This window comes from Glaciimonas soli (assembly GCF_009497155.1).
GTDB classification, from domain to species: domain Bacteria; phylum Pseudomonadota; class Gammaproteobacteria; order Burkholderiales; family Burkholderiaceae_D; genus Glaciimonas; species Glaciimonas soli.
Map to the genome: position 1 here is coordinate 483656 of NZ_WINI01000007.1, position 14356 is coordinate 498011.

At 47.2% G+C, this 14356-nt stretch carries 14 protein-coding genes; 9 read left to right on the forward strand and 5 right to left on the reverse strand.

The window, feature by feature from the left end; all coding sequences use genetic code 11:
• Positions 1 to 85: 85 nt before the first annotated feature.
• Entirely contained in the window at positions 86 to 2791 is a 2706-nt protein-coding gene (locus GEV47_RS14395) for a M1 family metallopeptidase (protein ID WP_153235439.1), read from the reverse strand.
• Between the two features lie 309 nt (positions 2792 to 3100).
• Between GEV47_RS14395 and GEV47_RS14400 the strand changes: the two genes are divergently transcribed.
• From GEV47_RS14400 to GEV47_RS14415, 4 genes are all read left to right on the forward strand, one after another.
• The gene (locus GEV47_RS14400; RefSeq protein WP_153235670.1) at positions 3101 to 5146 is read left to right on the forward strand and encodes a M13 family metallopeptidase; all 2046 of its coding nucleotides are present in this window, start codon (positions 3101 to 3103) and stop codon (positions 5144 to 5146) included.
• A 382-nt stretch (positions 5147 to 5528) separates the two neighbouring features.
• On the forward strand, positions 5529 to 7310 hold the full coding sequence (locus tag GEV47_RS14405) for a glutamine--tRNA ligase/YqeY domain fusion protein (RefSeq protein WP_153235440.1): 1782 nt from the start codon (positions 5529 to 5531) through the stop codon (positions 7308 to 7310).
• A gap of 269 nt (positions 7311 to 7579) precedes the next feature.
• On the forward strand, positions 7580 to 8089 hold the full coding sequence (locus tag GEV47_RS14410) for a DUF1993 domain-containing protein (RefSeq protein WP_153235441.1): 510 nt from the start codon (positions 7580 to 7582) through the stop codon (positions 8087 to 8089).
• Between the two features lie 138 nt (positions 8090 to 8227).
• Positions 8228 to 8530: an antibiotic biosynthesis monooxygenase family protein gene (locus tag GEV47_RS14415; protein ID WP_153235442.1), complete on the forward strand. Its 303-nt coding sequence runs from the start codon at positions 8228 to 8230 to the stop codon at positions 8528 to 8530.
• Between the two features lie 118 nt (positions 8531 to 8648).
• Here the strand turns inward: GEV47_RS14415 and GEV47_RS14420 are convergent, their stop codons facing one another.
• On the reverse strand, positions 8649 to 8867 hold the full coding sequence (locus tag GEV47_RS14420; RefSeq protein ID WP_194270669.1) for a DUF3563 family protein: 219 nt from the start codon (positions 8865 to 8867) through the stop codon (positions 8649 to 8651).
• Positions 8868 to 9198: 331 nt separating this feature from the next.
• Between GEV47_RS14420 and sbcB the strand changes: the two genes are divergently transcribed.
• Positions 9199 to 10647: an exodeoxyribonuclease I gene (gene sbcB / locus GEV47_RS14425; protein WP_153235444.1), complete on the forward strand. Its 1449-nt coding sequence runs from the start codon at positions 9199 to 9201 to the stop codon at positions 10645 to 10647.
• A 44-nt stretch (positions 10648 to 10691) separates the two neighbouring features.
• On the opposite strand, the gene GEV47_RS14430 is transcribed toward sbcB, so the two are convergent.
• From GEV47_RS14430 to speG, 3 genes are read right to left on the reverse strand one after another with little or no spacing between them, the layout of a single operon-like run.
• Positions 10692 to 11393: a pentapeptide repeat-containing protein gene (locus GEV47_RS14430; protein WP_153235445.1), complete on the reverse strand. Its 702-nt coding sequence runs from the start codon at positions 11391 to 11393 to the stop codon at positions 10692 to 10694.
• Positions 11394 to 11403: 10 nt separating this feature from the next.
• Positions 11404 to 11622, reverse strand: a complete 219-nt coding sequence (locus GEV47_RS14435) for a hypothetical protein (protein WP_153235446.1) — start codon at positions 11620 to 11622, stop codon at positions 11404 to 11406.
• A 39-nt stretch (positions 11623 to 11661) separates the two neighbouring features.
• On the reverse strand, positions 11662 to 12210 hold the full coding sequence (speG, locus tag GEV47_RS14440; RefSeq protein ID WP_153235447.1) for a spermidine N1-acetyltransferase: 549 nt from the start codon (positions 12208 to 12210) through the stop codon (positions 11662 to 11664).
• A gap of 201 nt (positions 12211 to 12411) precedes the next feature.
• Here speG and ypfJ point away from each other — a divergent pair, with 201 nt between their 5' ends.
• From ypfJ to GEV47_RS14460, 4 genes are all read left to right on the forward strand, one after another.
• Positions 12412 to 13278 (forward strand): KPN_02809 family neutral zinc metallopeptidase, encoded by an 867-nt coding sequence (ypfJ, locus tag GEV47_RS14445; protein ID WP_153235448.1) that lies wholly within the window; start codon positions 12412 to 12414, stop codon positions 13276 to 13278.
• Positions 13279 to 13365: 87 nt separating this feature from the next.
• Positions 13366 to 13749 carry an MAPEG family protein gene (locus GEV47_RS14450; protein ID WP_153235449.1) on the forward strand — a complete coding sequence of 128 codons (384 nt, stop codon included), beginning with the start codon at positions 13366 to 13368 and terminating at the stop codon, positions 13747 to 13749.
• Between the two features lie 19 nt (positions 13750 to 13768).
• On the forward strand, positions 13769 to 14071 hold the full coding sequence (locus tag GEV47_RS14455; protein WP_153235450.1) for a hypothetical protein: 303 nt from the start codon (positions 13769 to 13771) through the stop codon (positions 14069 to 14071).
• 65 nt (positions 14072 to 14136) lie between these two features.
• Complete coding sequence (locus GEV47_RS14460; protein ID WP_153235451.1) at positions 14137 to 14355, forward strand: RNA-binding S4 domain-containing protein; 219 nt, start codon at positions 14137 to 14139, stop codon at positions 14353 to 14355.
• Position 14356: the final 1 nt, after the last annotated feature.

Below are 14356 nucleotides of genomic sequence, written 5' to 3' on the forward strand. Positions count from 1 at the left end.
GTTAACCGCATTTGTAATCAAAACACCGTCATTCCCGCGTTCGCGGAAATGACGGTGGCGTGTGCATGACATCAGTAAATAACATTCAATGCAAAATCGCCTCAGCATTCTGTTTATCTCGCAATGCCGCGCATAACAAGGTTTTCTCGCTGGTTTGCGCTAACCCACGATCTGCTCCCGTGAGCTCTCTCAAACGTGGCTTGAAGTATGCACTCAAGCGCTTGGCGCCCTCCTGAGAACAAGCGCCGCCGCCCATCAAGCCCGGCAAGCCTCCACCAGTAAAACTTCCTGTACGTTTGATAATGGCCTGATCGTGATGAATGAACCAATTCCACAACGCGTTTTCGCCGGCACCATCTTCACGTGAGACATTGAATAAAGTAGAAATTTCACCAACCTTGACACGCGTATCAAGCGACAAATTGCGCGCCCGTTCGGAATTAGTTGCGTCTTTTACTGAAGCAATGCCAGTCAATAGACCAAACCGTTGTGATGGCTCGTTATTGCTACCGATTTCATTGATCAACGCATCAACAGCTTTGGTGCCACGTTCTTGTGCGGTGACTGCCAATATGGTGCGCAATAAATCGGGATTGGCGGCGCTCATGTTTAATCGGCCATTAGCCATGGGCGTTAATACTTTATCGCCTTGTGCTAACAGAACTTTTCTGACTTCAGGTAATTGCATGTCTATCGCCAGAAATTCTGCGAGATTTGTACGCAATAGCGCATCGCTTTGCGGTTCATTGGCACGACGCTCGTAACCTAATGCCTCCAAACGCGGCAAGTACAGTTGACGCGCCACTTCAATCAAACGCTGCTTCTGCTCTGGTGTTTTGGCTTGATATTTATTCATCCATTGCAACGTTGTAATCAATGCAGTAATCACTTCAGACGTCGAAGATTGCGCCAGCAGTGACGCCGCTGCCAATACGGCTGGAGCATCCAAAGTGCCATGCTGGAAACCCGCATTAATCGCATCAGCGTAGGCTAATTGCTCGGTGTCAGATAGTGTCGCAACTTGCGCATTCAAACGCACCAAATCCGACGCCGCCATCCCAAAGCGGTAATAGCCAGATGCATTGGCATTGGGGATATACCAGGCATGGTCAGAAGCACCCGGCAGGGCAATTTTTCCTTCTTTTTGTTCGAGTAATTCACACTGTACTTTGCTGCTTTCTGCACCGGGTTCGCCATAACGTACGCATACCGGAATGCCCCAGCGCTTGTCAGCATTGCCTGTAGAACCTATCGGCAAATAACGCTGCTGCTTCACCTGCAAAAACGTTCCGTTATCCTCGTGCAGCAACGCCGTTTCTAGCCAAGGCACACCTGGCTGATCCAGAAAACTCAGCATGGCTTTGGTGAAGTGATCGCCTTTACCAGATGCCTTGGCCAAAGCACCAATAAGATCATTGGTAGTCGCATTGGAAAATTGATGCTCTTGAATGTAATTGCGGACACCGGCTCGGAAAGTCTCCTCACCAAGATAGCGTTCAAACATATTCAATACCGCAGCACCCTTTTCATAAGTGATGCTATCGAACGCGGTTTCAATATCGCCATTGCTGAGAATCGGCTGACGAATTTTACGCACGCTGATCAAGCTGTCACTTTGCATAGCGTTATGTGCACCTTGAATCAGTTCAAGGTCGGCACGATATTCGGGATGCAGTTTCTGCGTAATTTTGCTTTGCATCCAAGTTGCAAAAGCTTCATTCAGCCAAAGGTCATCCCACCACGACATGGTCACGGTATCGCCAAACCATTGATGCGCTAGCTCATGTGCTTCCACATTAAAAGAATTGCGTACATTCGATGCAGGTGACTGCGCATCAATCAGCATCAGATAATCGCGGAAAGTGACCAATCCCGGATTTTCCATTGCGCCAGCTTCAAAATCAGGCGCGGCTAACAAATCAATCTTGTCAAAGGGATAGCCAAATCCAAAATAATCTTCTAATGACGTGACAATCAACGGTGTTTGTGCCAATGCATGCTGCATGCGCCGGCCTTCGCCCTTGGTGGCGATGCCGCGTAACGGCGTGATCTGATTGCGCCATTGGGTTGTCGGGATATCCGGCCCAGCGACAACATCCCACGGCCCCACCGCCCAGGCGACTAAATAGGTTGGCAATGGTTTGGTCACGGCAAAGCGCAATTTACGCCAGCCGTCAGCGAGCTTTTCATCGGAGATGACGGAAGTATTGGCAACACCCACCTGATCGGCCGGAATAGTCAGACTCAGTTCAAACGGCGTTTTAAAGGCTGGCTCGTCAAAACCAGGGAAGGCATAACGCGCGCTAACCGCTTCCATTTGCGTCATCGCATATGGCAAACTTTGATGCGTGACTTTGTACAAGCCTTGCAATTGCTCGTTGAACGGCGCAGTAAAGGTCAATGCAATTCGGTATTTTCCGGCAGGTAAAGTGCTGCCAAAATTAATCACCGCAACGCCAACATTTTTATCGGCTATACGAAATTTTGCAGCTATCGATTGTTGCGCTTGATTGGTAACCGTCACCTGGCTTACGGTTAATTCTTGCGCATGCAACCAGACATGATCTGCCGGTTGCTTAAGCTGGACATCTATCGTGCTGCTACCCGAATAGTTATCAACCTTTGGATCAATCCTGAAATCGAGATGGTAATACAGAGGTTGCACCCAGGTTGGCAATTTGCCTAAAGGTGCAGTGTCATTTGGCACCGCCGCTGATGCGCCGGCAAAGGAAAAGTACAGTGCAACTACAAACAATATGACATGAAATAGATTACGACGAATAGAACCCATCACAACACATCCTCACATAATTTTAAGCAGCGATTCTATCTCTAAAGCGTCCAATCTTAGATTTAAGATTGGGTAAATCATTTTTCGCATAATCATTTGCATCTTTTGCTGCGCCGCAAAATAAATATTTCCGCTGCTGCTCGCCCTCTTTTGGGGCATTTTTTTTTGGATTTTATGGCTGTATATTGCAAAAGAAACTGATACAGTGATGAGCTGTATTTTTGATTAACTTGGTACCCCTTTGTTAAGGAAGACTTACTCGTGAAACGCTTAATAACTAAAACATGTATTGCTACCGCAGTACTAATAATGATGAGCGGCGTTACCAACGCTGAGACCTCACCAGCCACCAATGGCGTACAAACTGCCGCTGTCACCAAGGCAGCAGCCACCAGCCTGATTTCAGGTATTGATATGCAAAACATCGATAGCTCGGTGCGGCCACAAGATAATTTCTATAATTATGTAAATGGCAAGTGGTTGGAAAAAACAGAAATCCCTGCCGACAAATCGTCATGGGGCGCGTTTTATGAATTGCGCGAAAAATCACTCGATGATTTGCACAACATTGTGAACCGTGTCAGCCAGGAAAAAGATACTAAAGCCGGCAGCAATGAACAGCAAATCGCCGATCTGTATGCCAGTTATATGGATGAGCCCGCCCTTGAAAAGCTGGGTACCAAACCGCTAACAAATGAATTTGCTGAAATCAATGCGCTCAAAGACAAAAAACAAATTCCCGCATTAATCGCGCATTTGTCCAGAATCGGCGTGACAGTTCCCTATGATCTCAACATCCATCAAGATGCAAAAGATTCGACCAAACAAATTGCCGACCTGGGTCAAAGTGGTCTTGGCATGCCGGATCGTGACTACTACTTGAAAAACGATGACGTCAAGCTCAAAGAAACACGCGCCAAATATCTGGCACATATAGAAAAAATGCTGGCAATGAGTGGCGATAAAAACGCCAAGGCCAATGCCGCAAGTATTCTCGGATTAGAAACCGAGCTAGCTAAAGTTCAATGGACTAAAGTCGAAAATCGCGATCCGGTCAAAACCTATAACAAAGTGGAACTGGCGGATTTAAACAAGCTGGCGCCTGGTTATAACTGGGATGGCTATTTAACGGGTGCGGGTCTGAAAGACAAAGTGGACTACGTGGTTGTTAGTCAGCCTAGCTACATCAAAGGATACGACCAGGTTTTGCAAAAAACACCATTGTCAACATGGAAGCTATACTTCAAATGGCACGTGCTGAGTGACTTTGCATCGAAATTATCGAAAGAATATGTCGATGAGCACTTTGCATTTTATGGCACCACATTACGTGGCATTCCTCAAAATGAACCACGCTGGAAACGCGGTGTACTGACTGTGGAAGGTGCAGTTGGCGAAGGCTTGGGCAAACTTTATGTTGCAGAGTATTTCCCGCCTGAGAATAAAGCGCGCATGGAAAAACTGGTTGCCAACCTGATCGCTGCGTATCAAAAGAGTGTCGATACGCTAGACTGGATGGGTCCGGAAACTAAAAAACAAGCGCAGAAGAAATTGTCTACGTTGATGACGAAAATTGGTTATCCAGATAAATGGCGTGACTATTCAAGCTTGACTATCAAGCGCGATGATTTAGTCGGCAACGTTATGCGTGCTAACGACTTCGAATTCCAACGTAACATCAACAAACTCGGTAAGCCAGTTGATCGCGCTGAATGGGGCATGACACCACAAACGGTAAATGCGTATTACAACCCTGAATTGAACGAAGTAGTTTTCCCTGCTGCGATCTTGCAACCGCCATTCTTTAATGCTCAGGCAGATGACGCAGTCAATTACGGCGCGATCGGCGCAGTAATTGGCCATGAAATCAGCCACGGTTTTGACGATCAAGGTAGTCAATATGACGAAGTAGGCAACTTGCGCGATTGGTGGACGAAAGAAGATCACAAAAATTTCGAAGTCAAAACCAAAGCCTTGGTTGCACAGTACAGCGCATATAGCCCTGTCCCTGGCTACAACGTTAACGGCGAACTGACATTAGGTGAAAACATCGCCGACAACTCTGGTTTGGCGATTGCGTATAAAGCCTACCAATTATCCTTAGGCGGCAAACCTGCACCAGTGATTGATGGACTGAGCGGCAATCAACGCTTCTACCTGGGCTTTGGTCAAGTATGGCGCAGCAAAATCCGCGATGCTCAAGCTATCGTCTACGTCAAAACCGACCCGCACTCACCAGCGCAATTCCGCGGTAACGGTACAGTGGAAAACCAACCAGGCTTCTACGAAGCATTCGGCGTCAAACCTGGCGACAAAATGTACCGCGCTCCAGAAGAGCGCGTCATTATGTGGTGATAGTTTAGCGTCACCATCGCGACCAATAAAAACCACCGCTTGCGGTGGTTTTTTCATGCTAATTTGAGTTTACGCAAAACAGGGCTGGGTGTTGCATTTTTTGCTCAGAAAAGACGGAGCACAAAAAGAAAGGCGTTAAGTTCAGAGATAGTGGCGCGCCTGATCCAGTCATTGATACCGACGCCACGAGATCGTGAGCAAAAAATGCAACATCCAGCCCTGAAATGACTAACCGCCAGTCAACCGCTCGCATGGCGCCACCGAATGACTACTCAACAAACTCCCTCTGACATCAATTAGCAACATGATCACCGACAACCCCTCCCTCTACGGTAAAATGTAAACATCTAAAATTCAACAAAGCTTGACGAAAAAGCCATCCATGAGCACAGACCACAAAAACGCCCCCACTAACGGCCACAACATCCCCGCCCCATCCAACTTTCTACGCACCATCATAGAAGCCGACCTGACCGCAGGTGTGTATGCCAATCGTCAAGACAGCCAAGGTCAACCGCTCCCTCCTATGGTGACGCGCTTCCCACCGGAACCAAACGGCTACTTGCACATCGGTCACGCCAAAGCGATCTGCGTCAATTTTGGTCTGGCGCGCGATTACGCTGGCCGCTGCAATTTGCGTTTTGACGATACCAACCCAGAAAAAGAAGAACAAGAATATGTCGACACCATCATCGACAGCGTCAAATGGTTAGGCTTCGACTGGAACGACAGTACTGGCGAACATCTGTATTTCGCCAGTAATTATTTCGACAAGTTATATGAAATGGCAGAATATTTGATTACAGCCGGTTTAGCCTATGTCGACAGCCAAAGCGCCGCAGACATGGCGGCAAACCGCGGGAATTTTGGTGAGGTCGGCAAAGACTCGCCGTTTCGTACTCGCTCACCGGCAGAATCGTTGGATCTGTTCCGTCGCATGAAAGCAGGTGAATTCAAAGATGGCGAACATGTGGTGCGTGCCAAAATCGACATGGCATCGCCCAATATGACCATGCGTGACCCCGCGATTTATCGCATCCGTCATGCACATCATCATCGCACCGGCGATCAATGGTGCATCTATCCTATGTACGATTTCACCCATCCGATTTCAGATGCGCTGGAAAATATTTCGCATTCGATTTGCACTTTGGAATTCCAGGATCACCGTCCATTTTATGACTGGATACTGGACAAACTCAGTGGCGGCGGTTTCTTCCAAAAACCGGTACCGCATCAATACGAATTCGCTCGCCTCAACGTCACATACGTGGTCACTAGCAAGCGTAAATTACGCCAACTGGTCGACGAGAAAATTGTCGACGGCTGGGATGATCCACGCATGCCAACCTTAGTCGGTATCCGTCGTCGCGGCTATACACCCGAATCGCTACAATTATTCTGCGAACGCAGCGGCGTCACAAAATCCGACGGCTGGATAGATATGAGCTCGCTTGAAGGTGCATTGCGCGAAGATCTCGATCCAAAAGCACCACGCGCCACTGCTGTGCTGCGCCCGTTGAAGCTGGTGATCGACAATTTCCCAGAAGGTGAAACGGTTGCTTGCCATGCGCCGATTTACCCGCCGGCACATCCGGAACATGAGACTGCATTACGCCATTTCCCTATCAGCAAAACACTGTGGATAGAACAAGAAGATTTCATGGAAACACCCGTCAAAGGCTATTTCCGCTTGTTCCCGCCTATCGATGACAAGCCCGGCAGCCGTGTACGTCTGCGTCATGGTTACGTAGTTGAATGCACTGGCTTTGACAAAGATGCTGACGGCAATATCACCGCTGTCCATTGCTCTTATTTTGACGATAGCAAAAGCGGTACGCCAGGCAGTGCCAACTATAAAGTTAAAGGAAACATACACTGGGTCAGCGCAGCACATGCGTTAGAAGCGGAAGTACGTTTGTATGACCGCTTGTTCAGCGACCCACATCCCGATGCTGGCGGCAAAGATTTCAAACTGGCGTTGAATCCAAATGCGAAAGAATGCATCACTGCGTATCTGGAACCCGGCTTGTCAACCGCCAAGCCAGATGATAAATTTCAATTTGAACGTCATGGCTATTTTGTCGCTGACCGTGTCGATAGCGTGGAAGGTAAGCCGGTATTTAATCGGACTGTGACCTTGAAAGATGGCTGGGCAAAATAACTATCTGACATTTGCGTAAAAATTAGTACTGCAAACAAAAATCGGGGCGATGTATGAGAGTTCATACATCGCCCCGATAGCATTTACAGAGAAGTCATAGCAAATGTGTATTTCTGACAAAAATTAATGACTTAGACAAGATAAATATTAAATTTTCATCGTGAACAATGCATTTGAATATATCCGCTTGCGGAGACAGGCATAATGCTTGAAAACTACCAAAGCAGCATCACCTTAGCCATCTTACCCACCCTGTTAAAGGAATCATCATGACCATTTCAATGTACAGCGCCTCCGTCCCTGTTTTCAAACAAATGCTCAGTGCATTAAGTGACGTGCTGGCAAAAGCTGAAGCACACGCCACTGAAAAGAAAATCGATCCTAGCGTTTTCTTACAATCACGCTTATTCCCAGATATGTTCCCATTAACACGTCAAGTGCAAATAGCTGCCGATTTTGCGAAGAGCGTACCCTCCCGTCTGGCCGAAATTGAAGTGCCGGCATACGAAGATAGCGAACAAAATTTTGCGGAATTGCAAGCGCGCATCAAGAAAACAATAGCATTGCTCGACGGCTTTTCGGCAGCGCAAATAGACGGCAAAGAAGGATTGGAAGTGGTTCTGCGTCCGGGTACGCCGAAAGAAAGAAAATTAAATGGCCAGGCATTTCTGCTGCATTACGGCTTGCCACAATTTTTCTTCCATGTGACCACCGCTTATAACATTTTGCGTCACAACGGCGTAGAAATCGGGAAGCTTGATTTCATGGGTGCACGCTAATCACCGGGCAGAATAGTACGATGGGTCGCTGCTGCATTACGCATGCAGCAGCGACCCATCATTATCATTGCTAAACGTTGGTGATAACGCTGCATACATTGCACAACGGGAATTCACCCTATTCAGATTGAGAAAATCATGATTCTAGAACTCGCCGATATTCGCATTCAACCCGGTAAACAAGCCGAATTTGACGCAGCCATTCAACGCGGCGTCGCAGACGTTATCAGCAAAGCCAAAGGCTTTTCTGGATTTAAAGTACACAAGGGAATTGAATCGCCAGAGCGCTATGTGCTGACGATTTTATGGAAAACGTTGGAAAATCACACGATGGATTTTCGCGAGTCGCCAGCATTTGCTGAATGGCGTGCGATCATCGGGCCATTTTTTGCTGTGCCGCCAACAGTCGAACATTTTTCGCTGCTGGCCGAATCAGAATGATGCGTAAAGAACAGCATCAATAACATGTTGCAACCTCGGCTGGCTACCAATGTAGCCGGCCGTCATATCGGCAATATTTTTACTACTTGTGCTGCTGATTACTATTTAAGAACAGTCATTAGAAACCGCGCAACCACGCTTCATTCTGGATATTGCTACGATCAATGTGACGAATGCGGTGCTCTAAATCTGATAAATCGCGAGCTTCAGCCAAAAACGCTTCGTTGTGCGCAGTGTTTGATTGCTCAAATGAGTGGCCCAAACGCTTGATGAATGTCGAGATAGCAGCAACGACGCTGATTTGTTGATGTGAAGAATTTGCAGTTAATGTAGTCATGATAAGTGTCCTTGTCTGTTTTACCGCGCATGAAATACCAAAATGAGTACCACTGTGGTGCATGGGGTTAAAATTGCGAGCACTTGATTGGTGCACCGCATCATCAGAATACTCTTTGCACCAAAATGTGCCACTTTCGATTCACCATAGCAGTTATACGGTTTGTGAATTTAAAGGGCTAAATATGCAAATTTTGACAAGAAAACTGATTTACACTGCCGTTGTAAATACACAAAAATAATGAATAATGACAATTTAGCAGCGCAGCATATTTAATAAATCATTCACTTTTCACACTGTTTCCCAAGCTTATTTTTAATGCGCATTTTTAATGACTAATCACACTTTTCTTTGGCACGACTACGAAACTTTTGGCATTCAGACACGGCGCGACCGTCCTGCACAATTTGCGGCGATACGTACTGATGCAGAGCTAAATCAAATCGGCGATCCCATCATGTTGTACTGCCAGCCGGCGACGGACTTTTTACCTGATCCACAATCTTGTCTGATCACTGGCATCACACCACAGCAATGCTTGGAACGCGGCATTCCCGAATGGCAATTTGCTGCCGAGATTGAACGTGCGTTTTCAGAACCTGGAACCATAGGTGTCGGTTACAACACTATCCGCTTTGACGATGAAATCACACGCTTCATGTTTTGGCGCAATCTGATCGATCCGTATGGCCGTGAATGGCAAAATCATTGTGGGCGCTGGGATTTGCTCGATGTAGTGCGTACCGCCTATGCGTTACGCCCTGAGGGGATACAGTGGCCGCTCGACAAAGATAAAGGGGATAAGCCTAGTTTTCGATTAGAACTGCTCAGCGCCGCCAACGGCCTGATCCACGAAGCTGCGCATGATGCATTATCCGACGTACGGGCAACCATCGCCCTGGCGCGATTAATCCGCCAACAACAACCGAAATTATTTGATTTCTGCCTGGCTCTGCATAAAAAAGACCGGGCTGCGAGCGAAATTGGATTACAAGGTTTAACTGCTCCAAAACCGTTTTTGCATATTTCAGGCATGTTCCCTGCCGAGCAAGGTTGCATCGCCATCATGTGGCCGCTCGGCGTACATCCTACCAATAAGAATGAAATATTGGCATGGAATCTTGCTTATGATCCTAGCGAATTATTCGACCTGGATCCTGAAGTTGTGCGTACCCGTTTGTTTAGCAAAACCGCGGATCTGCCAGAAGGCATGACACGTTTGCCGCTGAAATCGGTGCATCTGAATAAATCCCCGATGGTAATCAGCAATCTGAAAACCTTGTCACCTGAAATGGCTGAACGCTGGGGGATTGACCGCGCATTAGCCTTAAAACATGCAGACATCGCTGCACAATCACCCGATTTAAGTGCGTTATGGCGCCAGGTATTTCAGCGCCCGACAGAAGCAACGCCAGATGTAGATGAAGATTTATACGGTGGTTTTATTGGTAATGGCGATAAGCGCAAACTGGCCGATTTGCGTGCCATGACGCCGCAAAAACTTGCCACCGCACAACCGAATTTCGACGATCCACGCCTGGAAGAAATTTTGTTCCGCTACCGTGCCCGCAACTTCCCGCAAACGCTCTCCGACGAAGAAGCAGAACGCTGGGAAGCACACCGGGCAGCACGCTTATACGATGGTGAAGGTGGTGCGCGCAATATTGATGATTTTTTTGCTGCGATTGATGCGCTATCAGAAAACGCCGATGAGCGCGGCGAAGAAATTCTGGGGGCGTTATATGAATATGTGGAAATGATTGCGCCGGTACGGGACTAATCACTAATTTTCCCCCTTCTTACCTCGGTGAGAAGGGAGTTTATTTACATCACATGAATTCCCAACTCCGCCAATAACTGCGTCGCTTGCGAAGCAGAGATCACGGCACCACGGAACATCGCGGCGTCGTTCAGCTTTAAACCACCAAGATCTACCTGCCGCAAATCTGCTCCATCAAAACGAGCAAACTTCATATGTGCGTCGCGTAAACTGCACTCTTCAAAAATTACATCACGAAAATCACAATGTGCCAAATCCGCTTCGGCGAAATCAACACGCTGTATCGTGGTTTTACGAAAGGAGAGATTGCGTAAAAACGCGCTGATCAGCAGACTATCTTTAAACGTCAGAGCAATCCCGGTACAAGCTTCAAAATTTGCGCCGGTAAGCTTGCAACCATCAAAAGCCGTTTCAGCCAAGCGTGCTGAGCGCCACTTAGTATTATTCAAATCGCAGGCGGTAAACTTTGCTTCGCTCAAACGTGCATTTTCAAAATTGGCAGATCCTGCTCTGCAACGTTGCCACGAAGTGCGCTCTAGCACGGCTGCGTAGAAAGACGCATCCATAAAAGTACAACGTTTGAAGCTGCTATCGCTCAAATCCAGACGCGAGAAATCGCCTTCTGCAAAATCGCACTCTTCAAAAATAAAAGGCTCAGCATTCTGCTCAACGCGCGACTTGATCAGTTTTTCCAACTGCGATCGTGACAGTACCTCGTCCTTGATTACATTTTCTTCAATAGACAAAATTTACTCGCTATTCTTCTTTAACGACTGTGATTCTATCTATTAAAAATTCGCCATCTATCACTTTTCGATGTGGCACACCAATCATCTTAAAACCTGAACCGCCATCTTTGATCCAGATGTTTGCGAGCGTATCAAACTCCTCTATTTCCAAACCCAACATAGGTGCAGAAATAACGAATGCCGCACCCGGTTTTTGCTTCTTTACTATGTCGTCTACTGAGGCCATACATGCATCTTTCTTAAATTTTCTCTAATTGCACTACCGTTATGAATGCATTGTCTTTTGTCTTGTTGCCAAATATTCCGGCTGAAACATGTACATCCGAATAGCATTACGAAATTCCCCGTTGACGAAAAATTCGCTTTTCAATTCGCATTCCAACGCAAACCCACATTTTTTGTAGACATGAATTGCTTTGTTATTTTCTTTATCCACATATAGGTACAACTTATGCAAATTGAGTACGCAAAAAGCATATTCAATTGCTAGCCTGGTAGCTCGCTCCGCATATCCTTTACCTTGCGCAGCCGGTGCCACAATGATTTGAAATTCTGCCCGTCGATGTATGTGATCGATTTCAACCAACTCAACCAGCCCCACCATCTCACCATCATCGCTTTGCAGAATAAACCGACGTTCAGTCTGATCATGAACGTGATTATCATATAACTGGACCAATTCAACATAGGCTTCATACGGCTCTTCAAACCAATAGCGCATGATGTTGCTATTGTTATCGAGCTGATGGACGAAACGCAAATCTTCGCGTTCTAGCGGGCGCAGTTTAACGCCGGATATTTTCAGGGTAGTCATAGGCACTCTTTGTTAATTAATTATTTCGTAGGGCATTCCTTGGGCAAGAGCACTGCATAAAAAGTTTCAAATCCAGTGTACTGCCTTTATCTGCATGCGACCTTCCTTACAAGTATCATATTCCGTTAAAATCAACGCCATTACAATTTGATCACTTCGATCATTCATGACACAACGATTACATAACGCAGGGAGCGCATCATGAAATGGGAAGGCAATCGGGAAAGCAATAACGTCGAAGATCGACGCGGCTCGGGTGGTGGCGGTGGTTTTGGCGGCCGCTCTATCGGTATTGGTACGATTGTCATTGCATTGGTTGGATCTTATTTTTTTGGCATTAGTCCTGTCACGATCATCAACTTCCTCAGTGGCGGCGGCATGCCGCAACAAAGTCAGCAAGCACCCGCCCACGCCCCTCCTGCCAATGATCAAACTGCCAAGTTTTCTTCAGTTATTTTGGGTAGCACCGAAGATGTCTGGACGCAGATTTTCCAGGCAAGCGGCAAACAATACGTTGCGCCAAAATTAGTTTTATTCACTGGCGCTACTCCCACGGCTTGCGGCACCGGGCAAACTGCTTCGGGGCCATTCTATTGCCCCGGCGATAAAAAAGTTTATCTGGACCTGAGTTTCTTCCAAATGATGAAGCAACGTTTTAATGTCGCTGGAGATTTCGCGCAAGCCTACGTCATTGCACATGAAGTCGGTCATCACGTACAAAATTTGATGGGAGTCATGGCGCAGGTTGATAACCTCAAACGACGTGCTACAGAAGCACAAGCAAATGCGCTCTCGGTGCGCGTCGAATTACAAGCCGACTGTCTGGCAGGTGTCTGGGCGTACCATGCCAATCAGGCGCACAAGTGGTTAGAGCCTGGCGACGTCGATTCTGCGCTTAATGCTGCCAATGCCATTGGTGACGATGCACTCCAACAGAAAGCGCAAGGTCGGGTAGTGCCGGATTCATTCACCCACGGCACCTCTGCGCAGCGCGCGCGTTGGCTCAAACAAGGTCTGTCGACGGGGCAGGTTTCTTCCTGTGATACGTTTAGTCCACAAACTTTATAACAGTAATATCTCCCCTCCCTAACCTCTCTCACAAGTGAGAGAGAATGGCAAACCATGTAACATCAACAAATAAAGAAAAAAGAAATTATGACGATTGCTTATTGGTGCGTACTATTGGCCGGCTTAATGCCCATTCTTACTGTGAGCTTCGCAAAAGTGGGCGGGCGTGGCGATGACAATCATGACCCGCGCGCATGGCTGGAAAAACAATCTGGATTTAGACGCCGCGCCGATTATGCGCATCGTAATCACTTCGAAGCATTTCCGTTTTTTGCTGCAGCAGTGATCATTGCTCAGCAGGTTCACGCGGCGCAAACACCCTTGAATATATTGGCTTTAGTGTTCATCGCGGCACGTCTGGCTTATACCGCATTTTATTTAACAGACAAACCTAGTTTCCGTTCGGCGGTCTGGTTCGTTGCTTACCTGTCCATCGTTGGCATATTCGTGCTGGCTGGAATGGCGCAATAACTCTCTTTATTTCACTACTATGCAAGCCACACAGTCACTGCAAGAATTACGAAGCGCTCTCTCCTCATTACGGCATGGCCAGATAGCTATTGCCGGTATTTGCCAACTCTGGCGTAGTCATCTGGTGCAATTGACAACGCTACCGCCGCGTTATGCAGAGGTTGCAGAAGATATTCTCGGCCGGCTGGAAGCAGGTAGTTTGTTCACGGAAGAGAGCTGCTCGTTTAGTCAAAAAGACTTACTGGATAACCTCGATATCTGGCTCGATAAAGCAGAATTGCAACTTAAGACCATCGCGGTAGCAGCGACGCCCGCGACCTGAAGTTTACAGCCTACAGCGCTGATTGTTTCCCAAATTTATTCCCGACTGAACCAACAGGATTTTTAATGCAACGACTTGAATTTATTATTGACGGCGAATACGTCGAACTCAACCAGCTTCTCAAATTAACCGGTGTCTGCGATAGTGGTGGCGCTGGTAAAGCCATCGTTGCTGATGGCGTCGTAAAAGTAGATGGCAAAGTTGAACTGCGCAAAACCTGCAAAATTCGCGCCGGTCAGGTGGTCAGCTTGGCTGATATAAGAATTAACGTGTTGGGTGCTTAGT

What these genes read in the sequence shown, in the direction of transcription:
- GEV47_RS14395 (WP_153235439.1), bottom strand. Translation starts at nt 2,791, where the DNA reads ATGGGTTCTATTCGTCGTAATCTATTTCATGTCATATTGTTTGTAGTT.
- GEV47_RS14400 (WP_153235670.1), top strand. Translation starts at nt 3,101, where the DNA reads ATGATGAGCGGCGTTACCAACGCTGAGACCTCACCAGCCACCAATGGC.
- GEV47_RS14405 (WP_153235440.1), top strand. Translation starts at nt 5,529, where the DNA reads ATGAGCACAGACCACAAAAACGCCCCCACTAACGGCCACAACATCCCC.
- GEV47_RS14410 (WP_153235441.1), top strand. Translation starts at nt 7,580, where the DNA reads ATGACCATTTCAATGTACAGCGCCTCCGTCCCTGTTTTCAAACAAATG.
- GEV47_RS14415 (WP_153235442.1), top strand. Translation starts at nt 8,228, where the DNA reads ATGATTCTAGAACTCGCCGATATTCGCATTCAACCCGGTAAACAAGCC.
- GEV47_RS14420 (WP_194270669.1), bottom strand. Translation starts at nt 8,867, where the DNA reads ATGACTACATTAACTGCAAATTCTTCACATCAACAAATCAGCGTCGTT.
- sbcB (WP_153235444.1), top strand. Translation starts at nt 9,199, where the DNA reads ATGACTAATCACACTTTTCTTTGGCACGACTACGAAACTTTTGGCATT.
- GEV47_RS14435 (WP_153235446.1), bottom strand. Translation starts at nt 11,622, where the DNA reads ATGGCCTCAGTAGACGACATAGTAAAGAAGCAAAAACCGGGTGCGGCA.
- speG (WP_153235447.1), bottom strand. Translation starts at nt 12,210, where the DNA reads ATGACTACCCTGAAAATATCCGGCGTTAAACTGCGCCCGCTAGAACGC.
- ypfJ (WP_153235448.1), top strand. Translation starts at nt 12,412, where the DNA reads ATGAAATGGGAAGGCAATCGGGAAAGCAATAACGTCGAAGATCGACGC.
- GEV47_RS14450 (WP_153235449.1), top strand. Translation starts at nt 13,366, where the DNA reads ATGACGATTGCTTATTGGTGCGTACTATTGGCCGGCTTAATGCCCATT.
- GEV47_RS14455 (WP_153235450.1), top strand. Translation starts at nt 13,769, where the DNA reads ATGCAAGCCACACAGTCACTGCAAGAATTACGAAGCGCTCTCTCCTCA.
- GEV47_RS14460 (WP_153235451.1), top strand. Translation starts at nt 14,137, where the DNA reads ATGCAACGACTTGAATTTATTATTGACGGCGAATACGTCGAACTCAAC.